This window comes from Pseudomonas siliginis (assembly GCF_019145195.1).
GTDB classification, from domain to species: domain Bacteria; phylum Pseudomonadota; class Gammaproteobacteria; order Pseudomonadales; family Pseudomonadaceae; genus Aquipseudomonas; species Aquipseudomonas siliginis.
Genome location: NZ_JAHSTW010000004.1, coordinates 246,688 through 260,884 on the forward strand (window position 1 = coordinate 246,688; position 14,197 = coordinate 260,884).

The following is a 14,197-nucleotide window of genomic DNA, read 5'->3' on the forward strand; positions in this document are numbered from 1 at the left end:
ATGCACACCATCGCCCGCATCACAGTCCTCACACTGGCCCTGGGCTTGAGTGCATGTGCGGTACAACGCCCGGAACCGACCACCAGCCTGCCGCCGATCCCGCCCTCGCAACCGAGCCCAACCCCGTCGACCTCGCCGACCCCCGGCAAAAGCATCCCGGCCAAACCCGCCAAGCCCGTGCCCCGCACCTCGGCCAGCTTCGCCCCGCCACCGGGCGGCAACAGCCACTGGGACCAGAAGCTCGGCGTCTACGTGCTCGACGGCCAGACCAACACCTTCTACCGCCAGCGCACCTACTACCGCTGGAACAACGGCTGGAGCCGCTCGGTCAGCCCCAACGGCCCGTGGGAAGACACCAACATCCACGGCGTCCCGCCGGGGTTGGGCAAGAAGTTCGGGCAGTAAGAGAAACGGCGATCTTGGGATCGCCGTTTTTTTTGCGTCTGATTTTCAGAGAATCGCACGATAGTTACCTAACGCCTTTACCGACTCGACCAGTCCTTGCCGTTGGAGAAAGCCAAGATATTTGTCCACCTCCACATTGGGCGTTTTCAATTGCCGTCGCTGGCTTTGAGCCGCAGCGACGACGGCAGCCGAATCAAGATGGAAAAGGTTTTCCACAAACTCATCCGGGTGCTGAGCTTCAATGCCGTATGGCGCGAGGTGACGGGTGGGGAAATCTTTCAGGTTGAACGTCACTATTACATCGGCACCGCATCGGATTGCGGCCGCTAGAGCATGGCGATCGTTCTCATCAGGCAGTGTCAGGCCTGACACCAAGTCTTCATAGCCATCGATACACGCGTCTGGAATGGCCAGGTCCATCAATTGCGATGTGCGATCGAGTTGTTCGAGGGTCAGGTCGGACCTGTTCTTCAATAAGTTACGCTTCCATTCGTGGTGTATTTCCTGAGTCCAGCGAGCCCGATACAGCCCTGACAACGCGAGCCACATCAGGAAATCTCTTAAAGGGGCCGGATATAAAACGCATGCATCGTATACAGCAGTGAAAGAGGAATGCCTCACTCGTATCCTGTCCTTAGCGCCTGTGCCTGCTCCGCGAGAAGCATCATTGCCTGCTCGCTGGCGGTGTCTCGCCGGGTTTTATATTCCATCAGATCGGCAAAACGCACACGTCGGTGCTTGCCTGTTTTATGGTAGGAAATCTCACCGCGCTCCAGCAGTTTGATCATGTGCGGACGTGAGACGTTGAGCAGATCGGCAGCTTCCTGCGTGGTCAGCTCCGCGTGGATCGGTACCACCTTCACAGCGTTGCCCTGCGCCAGCGCCGCGAGGATATCGCTCAGCAAGCGCAACGCCGATGTTGGCAGCTCGACGCTGTGGGCTTCGTTCTGTTCATCAAAAATCTGGATTCGCTGAGTTTCAAAACCGCTTGCGAGAAATGCGGTCAGGGCGCGCTGGCCTTCAATCGCGGCTTTGACCTCACGTTCGACGGGCAGATTGATGGCGGATGGAGTAGCGGTGGTCATAAGACAGTTCCAGCATTGTAAGGAAGATCCGCGGACGTTATTCGAATCAAACGAAATTCGCAATAAACGAAACTGGTTCAGGAATACTTTGTAAAACTACCAACCATCACCCCGTCCCATTCTGTGCTTGAGTAAAGATAACTCTAGAGTTACTTTTAATGGGCCAAGCCAAGGAGGCGGTTGGTGCAGAGCAGGCTATTGATGAAGGAGCTGGAGGAGGCTGGCTGGACGCTGGATCGGGTTGCGGGCAGTCATCACATCTTCACTCATCGTTACAACCCGAACACGATTGCCGTCCCGCATCCGAAAAAGGATTTACCGCTGGGGACAGTCAAAAGCATTCGGCGGCGCGCGGGGTTATTCAGCCCGCCAACCCGTCATGAAGGAGATCCGTAATGCAATATCCCATCTGCATAGAGTGGGGTGACGAGAACACTGCCATCGGTATTCAGATCCCCGATATTCCCGGCGCAGTCACGGCCGGGGACAGCTTCGAGGAGGCCTACAACGCGGCCGTGGAAGTGGCTCACCTCATGCTGCAGGAGATCGCGGCGGCCGGTCAGGCGATTCCGATGCCGACCTCGGCAGCGGCGCATCGCAATCATCCGGATTTTGCCGAGATGGGCTGGGGCATGCTGGAGCTGGATATCTCGCCGTACCTGGGCAAGACCGAAAAGGTCAACGTTACGCTGCCCGGCTATGTGATTCAGCGTATTGATCGCTATGTACGCGAGCATAACGTCAAAAGCCGCTCTTCGTTTCTGGCGGATGCGGCGATGGAGAAACTGGTTCGGTATTGAGGGTCTGCGCAATTGTGGGAGCGAGCCTGCTCGCGAAGGCGTCAGGTCAGGCACTCATCTGTGGCTGACACACCGCCTTCGCGAGCAGGCTCGCTCCCACTATGACATCGCGTCAGGACGCGACTTTTCGCTGCGCCAGCGCAGCGTTTTGCGATGCACTCAAAAACCGCAACAACGCCAGCAACGGAAAGACGCTGCCGACAATCACGATCCACAACCAGCCGCCATGCTCGTACACCGCACTGGCCACCGAGGAGCCGAAGGCGCCGCCGATGAAGATGCTGGTCATGTACAGCGCGTTCAAACGGCCACGACTTTTCGCGTCCAGCGAGTACACCGCGCGTTGGCCGAGGACCATGTTCATCTGCACGCAGAAGTCCAGCACCACGCCGGTCACGGCCAGGCCGATGACGCTGTAGGCCGGGTGAATGAAGGCGGGGAGAAAGCTCAGGCTGGCGAACAGCATGGCCAGCAGCGAGGCGATGCGTGTGTGACCGGCATCAGCGAGGCGGCCGCTGATTGGCGCGGCGATGGCACCGATGGCGCCCACCAGAGCGAAGATCGCGATCTCGCTTTGCGACAGGCCATGGTTGCGTGCCAGCTCCAGCGGCACGGCGGTCCAGAACAGGCTGAACGTGGCAAACATGCAGCCCTGGTAAAACGCCCGCTGACGCAGCACCGGTTGCTGGCGCAGCAGTGTCCATAGCGAACCGATCAACTGGCCATAAGTAGCGCTGTGATCCGGCTGGCGCTTGGGTACGGTCAGTGCCAGCACCACGCTGATTGCCGCCATCAATGCTGCGGCGATCATGAACATGGCGCGCCAGCCGAGGTGATCGGCGACCACGCTCGACACCGGTCGCGCCAACAGAATGCCCAGCAGCAAACCGCCCATGATCCCGCCCACCACGCGACCACGGGACTCTTCCGGCGCCAGATGCGCGGCCAGCGGAATCAGGATCTGCACCGACACCGAGCTGAAACCGACCAGCAGCGAGATCAGCAGAAATATGTTCGGCTGTTCAGTGAACGCGGCGCCAAGCAGACTGGCGATCGCCACGACCGTGGTGATGATCATCAGCCGACGGTTCTCCAGCAGATCCCCCAGCGGCACCAGAAAGAACAGGCCCAACGCATAGCCGATCTGCGTCAGCGAGACGATGAAACTGGCCATGGTGTCGGAGAGGCCGATGTCCGGCGCGATCAGGCCAATAATCGGTTGTGCATAGTAGATGTTGGCAACAATGGCGCCGCAGCAGAACGCGAACAGCAGGACCATGCCTCGGCTCATTGCGTGAGGAGTGGTGGTCATAGGGGATCTCGGGTCGGGCACAGGAAAGCGCTGAGGCTAATGGACAACGTGGACTGGCAGAAGACGTTTTCGGATGATAACTGTTATTACGCAGTGTAATGAGCGGTATTGCCGCGCAACAAAAAGGCGACCCGGTGGGTCGCCTTTTGATTTTTTCAGATCAAGACTTACTGCCCGCTATAAATCTGATCGAACACGCCACCATCATTGAAGTGGGTTTTCTGCACCGTGCGCCAGTCACCAAAGGTCTTCTCCACCGAAAGGAAGTCGACTTTCGGGAAACGGTCGGTGTACTTCGCCAGCACCGCCGGGTCACGCGGACGCAGGTAGTTGGCCGCCGCAATTTCCTGACCTTCCGGCGACCACAGGTACTTCAGATACTCATCAGCCGCGGCGCGCGAGCCTTTCTTGTCGACGACTTTATCGACCACCGAAACCGGTGGCTCGGCTTCTGCGGAGACGGTCGGGTAGATGACTTCGAACTGATCGCGACCGAACTCGCGAGCGATCATTTCCGCTTCGTTTTCAAAGGTCACCAGCACGTCGCCGATCTGGTTGGTCATGAACGTGGTGGTGGCCGCGCGGCCACCGGTGTCGAGCACCGGCGCCTGCTTGAACAGCTTGCCGACGAAATCCTTGGCCTTGTTCTCGTCACCACCGTTTTTCAGTACATAGCCCCAGGCCGACAGGTAGGTGTAGCGGCCATTACCCGAGGTTTTTGGGTTCGGCACGATCACCTGTACGCCGTCCTTGAGCAGATCGGGCCAGTCTTTCAAAGCTTTCGGGTTGCCCTTGCGGACGATGAACACCGTGGCCGAGGTAAACGGCGCGCTGTTGTTCGGCAGGCGCGTGACCCAGTTGTCCGGGACCAGTTTGCCGTTGTCGGCGAGGGCGTTGATGTCGGTGGCCATGTTCATGGTGATGACGTCAGCCGGCAGGCCGTCGATCACCGAACGCGCCTGCTTGCTCGAGCCGCCAAAGGACATCTGCACGGTGATGTTTTCGTTGTGCTCGGCTTGCCAGTGCTTCTGGAACGCAGTGTTGTAGTCCTTGTAGAAATCGCGCATCACGTCGTAGGAAACGTTGAGCAGCGTCGGTGCTGCCTGGGCGATGTTGGCCAAGGCCAGGCCGGCGGCGAGAAGTGAGGCGCCAAAGAGTTTTTTCACTGCGCATTCCTTGTTCTGTGGGGGTGTTGTGTAAAAAGTGAGGCCATTTGCCAGCGACTATAGCGGGCCTCGCATAGTCGCTTAAAGATTAAAAAGCTCTGTGCTTATTCCACTTTCTTGAACAGCTGACTGCCGCAGCGCGAACAGAACGCTGCGCTCTGTTCATGGCTCTTTTTCTGGCAGCCCGGGCAGTCATGTTGCAGCTGTTCGCCGCGCATGGCGTTGGCCAGCTCAGCGGTGAAAATCCCTGTGGGCACGGCGATGATCGAGTAACCGGTGATCATCACCAGCGAGGAAATCACCTGGCCCAGCGGCGTCTTCGGCACGATGTCGCCGAAGCCCACAGTGGTCAAGGTCACGATCGCCCAATAGATGCCTTTGGGAATGCTGGTGAAGCCATGTTCCGGGCCTTCGATCACGTACATCAGCGTGCCGAACACTGTCACCAGCGTGCACACGCTGACCAGAAACACGACGATTTTCTGCTTGCTGCCACGCAGCGCCGACATCAGATAGTTGGCTTGCTTGAGATACGGGCTGAGCTTGAGTACGCGGAAAATCCGCAGCATCCGAATGATGCGGATGATCAGCAGATACTGCGCATCGCTGTAATACAGCGCGAGGATGCCCGGCACGATCGCCAGCAGATCCACCAGGCCATAAAAGCTGAAGGCATAGCGCAGCGGCTTGGGTGAGCAGTACAGACGCAGGATGTATTCGCCGAGGAAAATCGCCGTGAAGCCCCACTCGATATAGGCCAGAACATCGGCGTAATTACGGTGAATGCTGTCGATACTGTCGAGCATCACGATCACCAGACTGGCGAGGATGATCACCAGCAGGATGCCGTCGAAGCGACGCCCGGCCGGAGTGTCGCTCTGGAAAATCATGACGTAGAGCCGTTCGCGCCAATTGTTGCTGCTGTCCATGGATAACGCCTGAATCGAAGATCAGCGCAGCCTAGGGTGATTCTCCTCGTGAGCGCAAGACTCATGCGCAAGCGACGCTTTGCCAAGCATTTGAATACCGGCACGAATCAACCAGCAGGCGAGGATGAACGGCGCGGTCAGCGTCGCCAATCCAAGGGCGGCAAACAGCGGCGTCACCAGCAGCGCCAGAACAATTGCGAGCAGCGGCAGCCACGGATGTTGCCGTTGCGAGCTGAAGGCGAGGGCGGCGAGTACAGCGTTGTAGCCACCGAGCCCGAGCAGTGCGGCGGACGTGTCGTGGTGCAGCAGACTCGAGCCGAGGCCGATCGCCGACGCCAGCAGCGCCCAGCAGAACGCGCGGCGATCGGCGAGCAGCAAACCGCTGGCGATCAACGCCCCGGCCAATGGATGGTCGAGAAACATCACCTGGCCGAATCCGCGCAGTTCAGCGGCCAGCAGATTTGTCGTGTTCAGGTCGACCGATGCCGCCGGCGCGGACGGCTCGGCGAACATCAGCAGCACCCAGCTGAGCGCCACGAACGGCGAGGTATACGCCGGTATGGCGCGACTGCGGTACACGTGTTTGAGCCATTGCTGCGTGAGCATCGCGCTCAAGCCGCCTGCTGCAAGAATCAACGGCGGCAGCAGTGGCGACCATGGGAAATACAGGCTCAGCAGCAGGCCGAGCAGCACGCCGTTGTAGCTGAACAGACCGGCCTGGCGATCGGCCTTGGCGTAGTTGCGCCGTTGCGCGGTGAGCAGACCGGCGACGCCACCGAGCAGCGCCCCGGCGAAGAGTACCGGCGCCGTCAGCAGAATCGCCAACAGACACAGCAGGCCGCACAGCGGATGGCGCTGGAAGAAAATCTGACTGAAACCGTTGAGCAAAGCCTCGGCCCAGTCGGGGCAGTGGGTGTTGAAGTGATTGGCAGGCATGTTGAGAAAATCTGGGCAGTTGGAACATCAAAAGGTCTTGCAAGTCCCTGTGGCGAGGGGATTTATCCCCGTTCGGCTGCGCAGCAGTCGTCGCTTTTGAGGGTGTGACGGTTTCCACAGAGAAACCGCATTCTCCGATGGGGGGCCGCTTCGCAGCCCAACGGGGATAAATCCCCTCGCCACAAGGTTATGCACCCACTTTTAGGGTGGGTTAAATCAACGTCTCGATGCGCAGCGAATTGGTCGACCCCGGCTGCCCGAACGGCACGCCGGCGGTGATCAGCAGCGTGTCGCCACGCTCGGCCATGCCTTGCGCCTGAGCAATCTCCAGCGCGGTCGAGCAGACTTCGTCGACCTGACGCAGGCGATCGTTGACCACCGAATGAATGCCCCACGCCACGCTCAAGCGCCGCGCGGTTTGCAGGTTCGGCGTCAGATTGAGGATCGGTGCTTTCGGCCGTTCCCGCGATGCGCGCAACGTCGAGGCGCCCGACTCGCTGTAATTGACCAGCACCGCCACAGGCAGCACGTTGCTGATCCGGCGGATCGCACAGCTGATCGCATCGGAAACCGTCGCCTCGGCTTTCGGGCGGCTGACGTCGAGCTGGGTCTGATAATCCGGGCCGTTCTCAACCTGACGGATGATCTTGCTCATCATCTGCACGGCTTCCAGCGGGTATTCGCCGGACGCGGTTTCCGCCGAGAGCATCACCGCATCGGCGCCTTCGGCCACGGCATTGGCGACGTCAGTCACCTCGGCACGGGTTGGGGCAGGGGAGAAACGCATCGACTCGAGCATCTGCGTCGCCACCACCACCGGTTTGCCCAGCGCACGGCAAGTGGTGATGATGTTTTTCTGAATCTGCGGCACGCTTTCCGCCGGCACTTCCACACCAAGATCACCGCGAGCGACCATGATCGCGTCGCTCAACTCAGCAATCTCACGCAGTTGCTCGACCGCCGAAGGCTTCTCGATTTTCGCCATCAGAAATGCCTTGTCGCCGATCAGTGCGCGGGCTTCGACAATGTCCTGCGGGCGCTGTACGAACGACAGCGCGACCCAGTCCACACCCAGTTCCAGACCGAAGCTCAGATCGCGGCGATCCTTGGCGGTCAGCGGGCTGAGGTCGAGCACCGCTTGCGGCACATTCACGCCTTTGCGATCGGACAGTTCGCCGCCGTTGAGCACGCTGGTGTCGATTGCATCGGCGTATTTGGTGACCACGCGCAGGCGCAGCTTGCCGTCGTCGAGCAGCAGATCCATACCGGCTTCCAGCGCAGCAATGATCTCCGGATGCGGCAGGTTGACCCGGCGCTCATCGCCCGGTGTCGTATCGAGATCGAGGCGGAACGCCTGACCGCGATGCAACTGCACCTTGCCGTCAGCGAACTTGCCCACACGCAGTTTCGGCCCCTGCAGATCCATCAGAATGCCCAGCGGGTAGTTGAGCTGACGCTCGACTTCGCGGATCCACTGATAGCGCTTGGCGTGGTCGGCGTGATCGCCGTGGCTGAAGTTCAGGCGGAAGATGTTGACCCCGGCCTCGACCAGCTCGCGGATGTCGTCGATACCGTCGACCGCAGGGCCGAGGGTGGCGAGAATTTTGACCTTCTTATCAGGCGTCATGATTTGCAGTTCTCAAGGATCAGAATGGCGCGGAAGTCGTTGACATTGGTGCGGGTCGGCTCGGTGACGATCAGCGCATCGAGCGCCTGGAAGTAGCCGTAGCCGTTGTTGTTATCCAGCTCGTCGCTGGCGCTCAGACCCAGTGCGGCGGCGCGGGCGTAGCTGTCCGGGGTCATGATCGCGCCGGCGTTGTCTTCCGAGCCGTCGATGCCATCGGTGTCGCCGGCCAGCGCGTAGACGCCGGGCTGGCCCTTGAGGCTGTCGGTCAGGCTGAGGAGGAATTCGGCGTTACGCCCGCCACGGCCATTGCCGCGCACGGTTACCGTGGTTTCACCGCCGGAGAGAATCACGCAGGGCGCCGCCAGTGGCTGGCCGTGGTTGATGATCTGTCGGGCGATGCCGGCGTGAACTTTCGCCACTTCACGGGATTCGCCTTCGAGGTCGCCGAGAATCAAGGTGCTGAAACCGGCCTGACGGCATTTCACCGCCGCCGCGTCCAGCGACTGCTGCGGGCGGGCGATCAACTGGAAGTGGCTGCGCGCCAGGCTTGGGTCGCCGGGTTTGACCGTCTCCGATTCCGGACTTTGCAGCCAAGTACGCACGGAGGCGGGAATGTCGATGCCGTAGCGCTTGATGATCGCCAGCGCCTCGGCCGAAGTGCTCGGATCGGCCACGGTCGGGCCGGAGGCAATGACGGTGGCGAGGTCGCCCGGCACATCGGAAATCGCGTAGGTATAAACCGTCGCCGGCCAGCAGGCCTTGCCCAAACGCCCACCCTTGATCGCCGAGAGGTGCTTGCGCACGCAGTTCATCTCGCCGATGGTCGCGCCGGATTTGAGCAGGGCTTTGTTGATCGACTGCTTATCGGCAAGGGTGATGCCTTCGGCTGGCAGGGCGAGCAGGGCAGAGCCGCCGCCGGAGAGCAGGAAGATCACGCGGTCGTCTTCAGTCAGGTTGCTGACCAGTTCCAGCACACGTTTGGCCACGGCCAGACCCGCCGCATCCGGCACCGGGTGTGCGGCTTCGACCACTTCGATTTTTTCGCACGGAGCGCCGTGGCCGTAGCGGGTCACCACCAGGCCGGTGACTTCACCCTGCCAGCAGCGCTCGACCACTTGCGCCATGGCAGCAGCGGCTTTGCCGGCGCCGATGACGATCACCCGACCGCTGCGATCGGCAGGCAAATGGGCTTCGAGGACTTGGTTCGGATGAGCCGCGTCGATGGCTGTGGCAAACAGCTCGCGCAGCAGTTGTTGCGGATCGACCGACATGGCGGGCTCCCGGAATTCTTGTTATTCGAAAGGGCAACTCGGAACCCTTGTGGGAGCGAGCCTGCTCGCGAACGCGGTATGTCAGCCAACATGGATGTTGAATGTGAAGCCGCTTTCGCGAGCAGGCTCGCTCCCACAGGGTTTTGTGCAGACTTTATTTTTTGTCGCGAATCGAGAAATTGGCCATGTGCTCAAGGCCCTTGATCAGCGCCGAGTGGTCCCAGTTGCTGCCACCGATGGCCGCGCAGGTGCTGAATACCTGCTGGGCATTGGCGGTGTTCGGCAGGTTGATGTTCAGCTCCTTGGCGCCTTGCAGGGCCAGGTTCAGGTCCTTCTGGTGCAGGCTGATGCGGAAGCCCGGGTCGAAGGTGCCTTTGATCATGCGCTCGCCGTGCACTTCGAGAATCTTCGAAGAAGCGAAACCGCCCATCAGCGCTTCACGCACCTTGGCCGGATCGGCACCGTTTTTCGAGGCGAACAGCAGGGCTTCGGCAACGGCCTGGATGTTCAGCGCAACGATGATCTGGTTCGCCACTTTGGCGGTCTGACCATCGCCATTGCCACCAACCAGGGTGATGTTCTTGCCCATGGCCTGGAACAGCGGCAGGGCGCGTTCGAAGGCATCGGCGTCGCCACCGACCATGATGCTCAGGGTCGCGGCCTTGGCGCCGACTTCACCGCCGGACACTGGCGCGTCAAGGTATTGCGCGCCTTTCTCATTGATCTTGGCGGCGAAGGCTTTGGTCGCGGTCGGCGAAATCGAGCTCATGTCGATGACCACTTTGCCTTTGCCGATACCGGCGGCAACACCGTCGGCGCGGAACAGCACGTCATCGACCTGCGGGGTATCCGGAACCATGACGATGATGAATTCGGCTTCCTGCGCCACTTCACGCGGGTTGGCCAGGGCGACGGCGCCAGCGGCGACCAGATCGGCCGGGGCCGCGTCGTGGTGTTGCGACAGGAACAGGCTGTGACCGGCTTTCTGCAGGTTCGCCGCCATTGGGTGGCCCATGATGCCGGTGCCGATGAATCCGATTTTAGCCATGAGAAAATCCTCTTGTTTTTGTCGTGCCCCCAACCCATGGCTGGTGAGCTTTTGTGGCGAGGGGATTTATCCCCGTTGGGCAGCGCAGCTGCCCCAGATTTTTTGCAATGCGTGGTCAATCAGATTGCGTTGTGTGATTTCAACCAACCCAGGCCCGCTTCGGTGGTGGTCAGCGGTTTGTACTCGCAACCAACCCAACCCTGATAACCGATGCGATCAAGGTGTTCGAACAGGAAGCGGTAGTTGATCTCACCAGTGCCCGGCTCGTTGCGCCCCGGGTTGTCCGCGAGCTGCACATGGTTGATCTCGCCCAGGTGCGATTGCAGGGTGCGGGCCAGATCGCCTTCCATGATTTGCATGTGGTAGATGTCGTATTGCAGGAACAGATTGGCGCTGCCGACCTGCTCGCGAATCGACAGGGCCTGCGCCGTGTTGTTCAGGTAGAAGCCGGGAATGTCGCGGGTGTTGATCGCTTCCATCACCAGTTTGATGCCCACCGCTTGCAGCTTGTCGGCGGCATATTTGAGGTTGGCGACGAAGGTCTTTTCCACTGTGGCATCGTCAACGCCTTGCGGGCGGATACCGGCCAGGCAGTTGACCTGAGTGTTGCCCAGCACTTGCGCGTAGGCGATCGCCAGATCGACCCCGGCGCGGAATTCTTCGACCCGATCCGGCAGGCAGGCAATACCGCGCTCGCCCTTGGCCCAGTCACCGGCCGGCAGGTTGAACAGCACTTGGGTCAGCCCGTTGGCCTCGAGTTTTGCCTTGATTTCAGCCGAGCTGAAGTCGTACGGGAACAGGTATTCCACGCCACTGAAACCGGCCTTGGCGGCGGCGTCGAAACGGGCAAGGAAATCCTGTTCGGTGAACAGCATGGACAGGTTGGCTGCGAAACGCGGCATGGTGGTCTCCCGTAAATCTTGTGAGGATCCCCTGGGGGAGCGAGCTGTGGCGAGGGGATTTATCCCCGTTCGGCTGCGAAGCAGTCGTAAACCATTGTATGCGGTGTACCTGATACGCCGCGGTTTCAGGTTTTGAGGCCGCTTCGCGCCCTAACGGGGATAAATCCCCTCACCACACAGGCTCGCTCCCGCAGGGAGAGCGGTCAGCAGTTAATCAAGCAGCGAAATCGCCGTCGGCGCGTCATTGCCGACCAGTGCCAGGTCTTCGAACTCGTTGACCGCGTTGATCTCGGTACCCATGGAGATGTTGGTCACACGCTCCAGAATGATCTCGACGATCACCGGCACCTTGAACTCTTCGATCATCTGTTCGGCCTTGCGCAGGGCTGGGGCGATTTCCGACGGTTCGAACACACGCAGCGCCTTGCAGCCGAGGCCCTCGGCGACTGCGATGTGGTCAACCCCGTAACCGTTGAGTTCCGGCGCATTCAGGTTATCGAAGGACAGCTGCACGCAGTAGTCCATTTCGAACCCGCGCTGGGCCTGACGGATCAGGCCCAGGTACGAGTTGTTCACCACGACGTGGATGTACGGCAGTTTGAACTGAGCGCCGACCGCCAGTTCTTCGATCATGAACTGGAAATCATAGTCCCCCGACAGGGCCACGACTTTGCGGTTCGGATCGGCCTTCACCACGCCCAGCGCCGCCGGAATGGTCCAGCCCAACGGGCCGGCCTGACCGCAGTTGATCCAGTGACGCGGCTTGTAGACGTGCAGGAACTGCGCGCCGGCAATCTGCGACAGACCAATGGTGCTGACGTAGCAGGTGTCCTTGCCGAACACTTGGTTCATTTCTTCGTAAACGCGCTGCGGCTTGACCGGCACGTTGTCGAAGTGGGTCTTGCGATGCAGGCTGGCCTTGCGCTGCTGGCAATCCTGCAGCCAAGCGCTGCGGTTCTTCAGCTTGCCGGCGGCTTGCCATTCACGGGCGACTTCGATGAACACAGTCAGCGCTGCGGCGGCGTCGGAAACGATGCCCAGATCCGGGGTGAACACACGACCGATCTGCGTGCCTTCGATGTCGACGTGAATGAACTTGCGACCTTCGGTGTAGACATCCACCGAACCGGTGTGGCGGTTGGCCCAGCGGTTACCAATGCCCAGCACTACGTCGGATTTCAGCATCGTCGCGTTGCCGTAACGGTGCGAAGTCTGCAGACCGACCATGCCGACCATCAGCGGGTGATCGTCAGGGATGGTGCCCCAGCCCATCAGGGTAGGGATGACCGGAATGCCGGTCAGCTCGGCGAACTCGACCAGCAGGTCGCTGGCGTCGGCGTTGATGATGCCGCCGCCGGCCACCAGCAATGGACGCTCGGCCTGATCCAGCAGCGCCAGCGCCTTCTCGACCTGCACGCGGGTTGCGGTCGGTTTGGCCAATGGCAGCGGTTGGTAAGCGTCGATGTCGAATTCGATCTCGGCCATCTGCACGTCGAACGGCAGGTCGATCAGTACAGGGCCTGGACGGCCGGAGCGCATTTCATAAAAGGCTTTCTGGAACGCGTAAGGCACCTGGCCCGGCTCCAGAACCGTGGTTGCCCACTTGGTCACTGGCTTGACGATGCTGGTGATGTCGACAGCCTGGAAATCTTCCTTGTGCATCCGGGCGCGGGGTGCTTGCCCGGTGATGCAGAGGATTGGAATCGAGTCGGCCGAGGCGCTGTAGAGCCCGGTGACCATGTCGGTACCGGCAGGGCCGGAAGTACCGATGCACACGCCGATGTTGCCGGCCTTGGTGCGGGTGTAGCCCTCGGCCATGTGCGAGGCGCCTTCAACGTGGCGAGCAAGGACGTGATCGATGCCACCAACCTTCTGCAAGGCGGAGTACAGCGGGTTGATCGCTGCGCCCGGGATGCCAAAAGCGGTATCAACCCCTTCGCGGCGCATCACCAGAACGGCGGCTTCGATTGCTCTCATTTTGCTCATGGTTTTGTGCCTCTTTACGTTTTGTAATTGTATACAAGTGGCTTTGCGCAGAGTGTATTCACGGCGGACGGCGCAGGTCAATCCATTTTCTCAAGCGCCTGTTTCATTCGTCGGAAGCCCGCTGTGCTGTGGCTTTTCGTCGCATGTGGCGCTTTTCGATAATTATTGTATACAAAAAAATAACTCATTGTGTTCTATTTGTGTCATCGGACTGCGGCACGAACGCGCAGTCCCACGACTTTCCCTATAACAAAATGAGGACGGCACCATGAGCGCTTTAACCTTGAAAGTCGCAGTCAACCTGGTCAGCGAAGCCATCAACGCAGGACGCGGTATCAACGCCGCACCGCTGACCATCGCGGTACTCGATAACGGCGGCCACCTGATCGCCCTGCAACGCGAAGACGGCGCCAGCCTGCTGCGCCCCGACATCGCCATCGGCAAAGCCTGGGGCGCCATCGCCTTGGGTAAAGGCTCACGCCTGCTCGCCCAGGACGCCCAACAACGCCCGGCGTTTTTTTCTTCGTTGAACAGCATGGGGCAGGGCAGCGTTGTGCCGGCACCGGGTGGGGTGTTGATTCGCAACCAGGCCGGTGAAGTGCTGGGCGCGATCGGGATCAGTGGGGATTTGTCGGATGTGGATGAGCAGGTGGCGATCAGAGCGGTGGAAGCGCTGGATTTGAGGGCGGATGGTGGGGTGGCTGTTTGAATGTCAGTGTCTGAATAACCG

15 protein-coding genes are annotated in these 14,197 nt (G+C 60.3%); 4 read left to right on the plus strand and 11 right to left on the minus strand.

Translation table 11 applies throughout. The features are described 5' to 3' along the window. Positions 1-405: a hypothetical protein gene (locus tag KVG87_RS10740; protein WP_217850655.1), complete on the plus strand. Its 405-nt coding sequence runs from the start codon at positions 1-3 to the stop codon at positions 403-405. A gap of 45 nt (positions 406-450) precedes the next feature. On the opposite strand, the gene KVG87_RS10745 is transcribed toward KVG87_RS10740, so the two are convergent. Beyond that, positions 451-1,026: a VapC50 family PIN domain-containing toxin gene (locus KVG87_RS10745; RefSeq protein WP_217850658.1), complete on the minus strand. Its 576-nt coding sequence runs from the start codon at positions 1,024-1,026 to the stop codon at positions 451-453. Beyond that, entirely contained in the window at positions 1,023-1,490 is a 468-nt protein-coding gene (locus KVG87_RS10750; protein WP_217850660.1) for a helix-turn-helix domain-containing protein, read from the minus strand. The genes KVG87_RS10745 and KVG87_RS10750 overlap by 4 nt, the downstream gene beginning before the upstream one ends. A gap of 183 nt (positions 1,491-1,673) precedes the next feature. Here KVG87_RS10750 and KVG87_RS10755 point away from each other — a divergent pair, with 183 nt between their 5' ends. Both KVG87_RS10755 and KVG87_RS10760 read left to right on the plus strand, forming a co-directional pair. Beyond that, entirely contained in the window at positions 1,674-1,886 is a 213-nt protein-coding gene (locus KVG87_RS10755) for a type II toxin-antitoxin system HicA family toxin (RefSeq protein ID WP_076566640.1), read from the plus strand. Further along, a complete protein-coding gene (locus KVG87_RS10760; protein ID WP_016771035.1) occupies positions 1,886-2,290 on the plus strand; it encodes a type II toxin-antitoxin system HicB family antitoxin in 405 nt (134 codons plus the stop codon). The genes KVG87_RS10755 and KVG87_RS10760 overlap by 1 nt, the downstream gene beginning before the upstream one ends. A 112-nt stretch (positions 2,291-2,402) precedes the next feature. Here the strand turns inward: KVG87_RS10760 and KVG87_RS10765 are convergent, their stop codons facing one another. From KVG87_RS10765 to gcl, 9 genes are all read right to left on the minus strand, one after another. Then, positions 2,403-3,602: an MFS transporter gene (locus tag KVG87_RS10765; protein WP_217850662.1), complete on the minus strand. Its 1,200-nt coding sequence runs from the start codon at positions 3,600-3,602 to the stop codon at positions 2,403-2,405. Between the two features lie 167 nt (positions 3,603-3,769). Then, the gene (locus KVG87_RS10770) at positions 3,770-4,768 is read right to left on the minus strand and encodes a sulfate ABC transporter substrate-binding protein (protein WP_056783861.1); all 999 of its coding nucleotides are present in this window, start codon (positions 4,766-4,768) and stop codon (positions 3,770-3,772) included. Positions 4,769-4,872: 104 nt separating this feature from the next. Beyond that, the gene (locus KVG87_RS10775) at positions 4,873-5,697 is read right to left on the minus strand and encodes an ion transporter (protein ID WP_024012136.1); all 825 of its coding nucleotides are present in this window, start codon (positions 5,695-5,697) and stop codon (positions 4,873-4,875) included. A gap of 21 nt (positions 5,698-5,718) precedes the next feature. Beyond that, the gene (locus tag KVG87_RS10780; protein WP_217850664.1) at positions 5,719-6,633 is read right to left on the minus strand and encodes an urea transporter; all 915 of its coding nucleotides are present in this window, start codon (positions 6,631-6,633) and stop codon (positions 5,719-5,721) included. Positions 6,634-6,844: 211 nt separating this feature from the next. Next, positions 6,845-8,260: a pyruvate kinase gene (gene pyk / locus KVG87_RS10785; RefSeq protein WP_150636692.1), complete on the minus strand. Its 1,416-nt coding sequence runs from the start codon at positions 8,258-8,260 to the stop codon at positions 6,845-6,847. Then, positions 8,257-9,531 carry a glycerate kinase type-2 family protein gene (locus KVG87_RS10790; RefSeq protein ID WP_217850666.1) on the minus strand — a complete coding sequence of 425 codons (1,275 nt, stop codon included), beginning with the start codon at positions 9,529-9,531 and terminating at the stop codon, positions 8,257-8,259. The genes pyk and KVG87_RS10790 overlap by 4 nt, the downstream gene beginning before the upstream one ends. Positions 9,532-9,685: 154 nt before the next feature. Then, positions 9,686-10,579, minus strand: coding sequence for a 2-hydroxy-3-oxopropionate reductase (locus KVG87_RS10795; protein ID WP_056783869.1), 894 nt, complete (start codon positions 10,577-10,579; stop codon positions 9,686-9,688). Positions 10,580-10,698: 119 nt separating this feature from the next. After that, a complete protein-coding gene (hyi, locus tag KVG87_RS10800; RefSeq protein ID WP_056783872.1) occupies positions 10,699-11,481 on the minus strand; it encodes a hydroxypyruvate isomerase in 783 nt (260 codons plus the stop codon). Between the two features lie 210 nt (positions 11,482-11,691). Beyond that, a complete protein-coding gene (gene gcl / locus KVG87_RS10805; RefSeq protein ID WP_042607573.1) occupies positions 11,692-13,467 on the minus strand; it encodes a glyoxylate carboligase in 1,776 nt (591 codons plus the stop codon). A gap of 268 nt (positions 13,468-13,735) precedes the next feature. Between gcl and KVG87_RS10810 the strand changes: the two genes are divergently transcribed. After that, positions 13,736-14,176, plus strand: a complete 441-nt coding sequence (locus tag KVG87_RS10810; protein WP_217850668.1) for a GlcG/HbpS family heme-binding protein — start codon at positions 13,736-13,738, stop codon at positions 14,174-14,176. Positions 14,177-14,197: the final 21 nt, after the last annotated feature.

What these genes read in the sequence shown, in the direction of transcription:
- KVG87_RS10740 (WP_217850655.1), top strand. Translation starts at nt 1, where the DNA reads ATGCACACCATCGCCCGCATCACAGTCCTCACACTGGCCCTGGGCTTG.
- KVG87_RS10750 (WP_217850660.1), bottom strand. Translation starts at nt 1,490, where the DNA reads ATGACCACCGCTACTCCATCCGCCATCAATCTGCCCGTCGAACGTGAG.
- KVG87_RS10760 (WP_016771035.1), top strand. Translation starts at nt 1,886, where the DNA reads ATGCAATATCCCATCTGCATAGAGTGGGGTGACGAGAACACTGCCATC.
- KVG87_RS10765 (WP_217850662.1), bottom strand. Translation starts at nt 3,602, where the DNA reads ATGACCACCACTCCTCACGCAATGAGCCGAGGCATGGTCCTGCTGTTC.
- KVG87_RS10775 (WP_024012136.1), bottom strand. Translation starts at nt 5,697, where the DNA reads ATGGACAGCAGCAACAATTGGCGCGAACGGCTCTACGTCATGATTTTC.
- KVG87_RS10780 (WP_217850664.1), bottom strand. Translation starts at nt 6,633, where the DNA reads ATGCCTGCCAATCACTTCAACACCCACTGCCCCGACTGGGCCGAGGCT.
- pyk (WP_150636692.1), bottom strand. Translation starts at nt 8,260, where the DNA reads ATGACGCCTGATAAGAAGGTCAAAATTCTCGCCACCCTCGGCCCTGCG.
- KVG87_RS10790 (WP_217850666.1), bottom strand. Translation starts at nt 9,531, where the DNA reads ATGTCGGTCGATCCGCAACAACTGCTGCGCGAGCTGTTTGCCACAGCC.
- KVG87_RS10795 (WP_056783869.1), bottom strand. Translation starts at nt 10,579, where the DNA reads ATGGCTAAAATCGGATTCATCGGCACCGGCATCATGGGCCACCCAATG.
- hyi (WP_056783872.1), bottom strand. Translation starts at nt 11,481, where the DNA reads ATGCCGCGTTTCGCAGCCAACCTGTCCATGCTGTTCACCGAACAGGAT.
- gcl (WP_042607573.1), bottom strand. Translation starts at nt 13,467, where the DNA reads ATGAGCAAAATGAGAGCAATCGAAGCCGCCGTTCTGGTGATGCGCCGC.
- KVG87_RS10810 (WP_217850668.1), top strand. Translation starts at nt 13,736, where the DNA reads ATGAGCGCTTTAACCTTGAAAGTCGCAGTCAACCTGGTCAGCGAAGCC.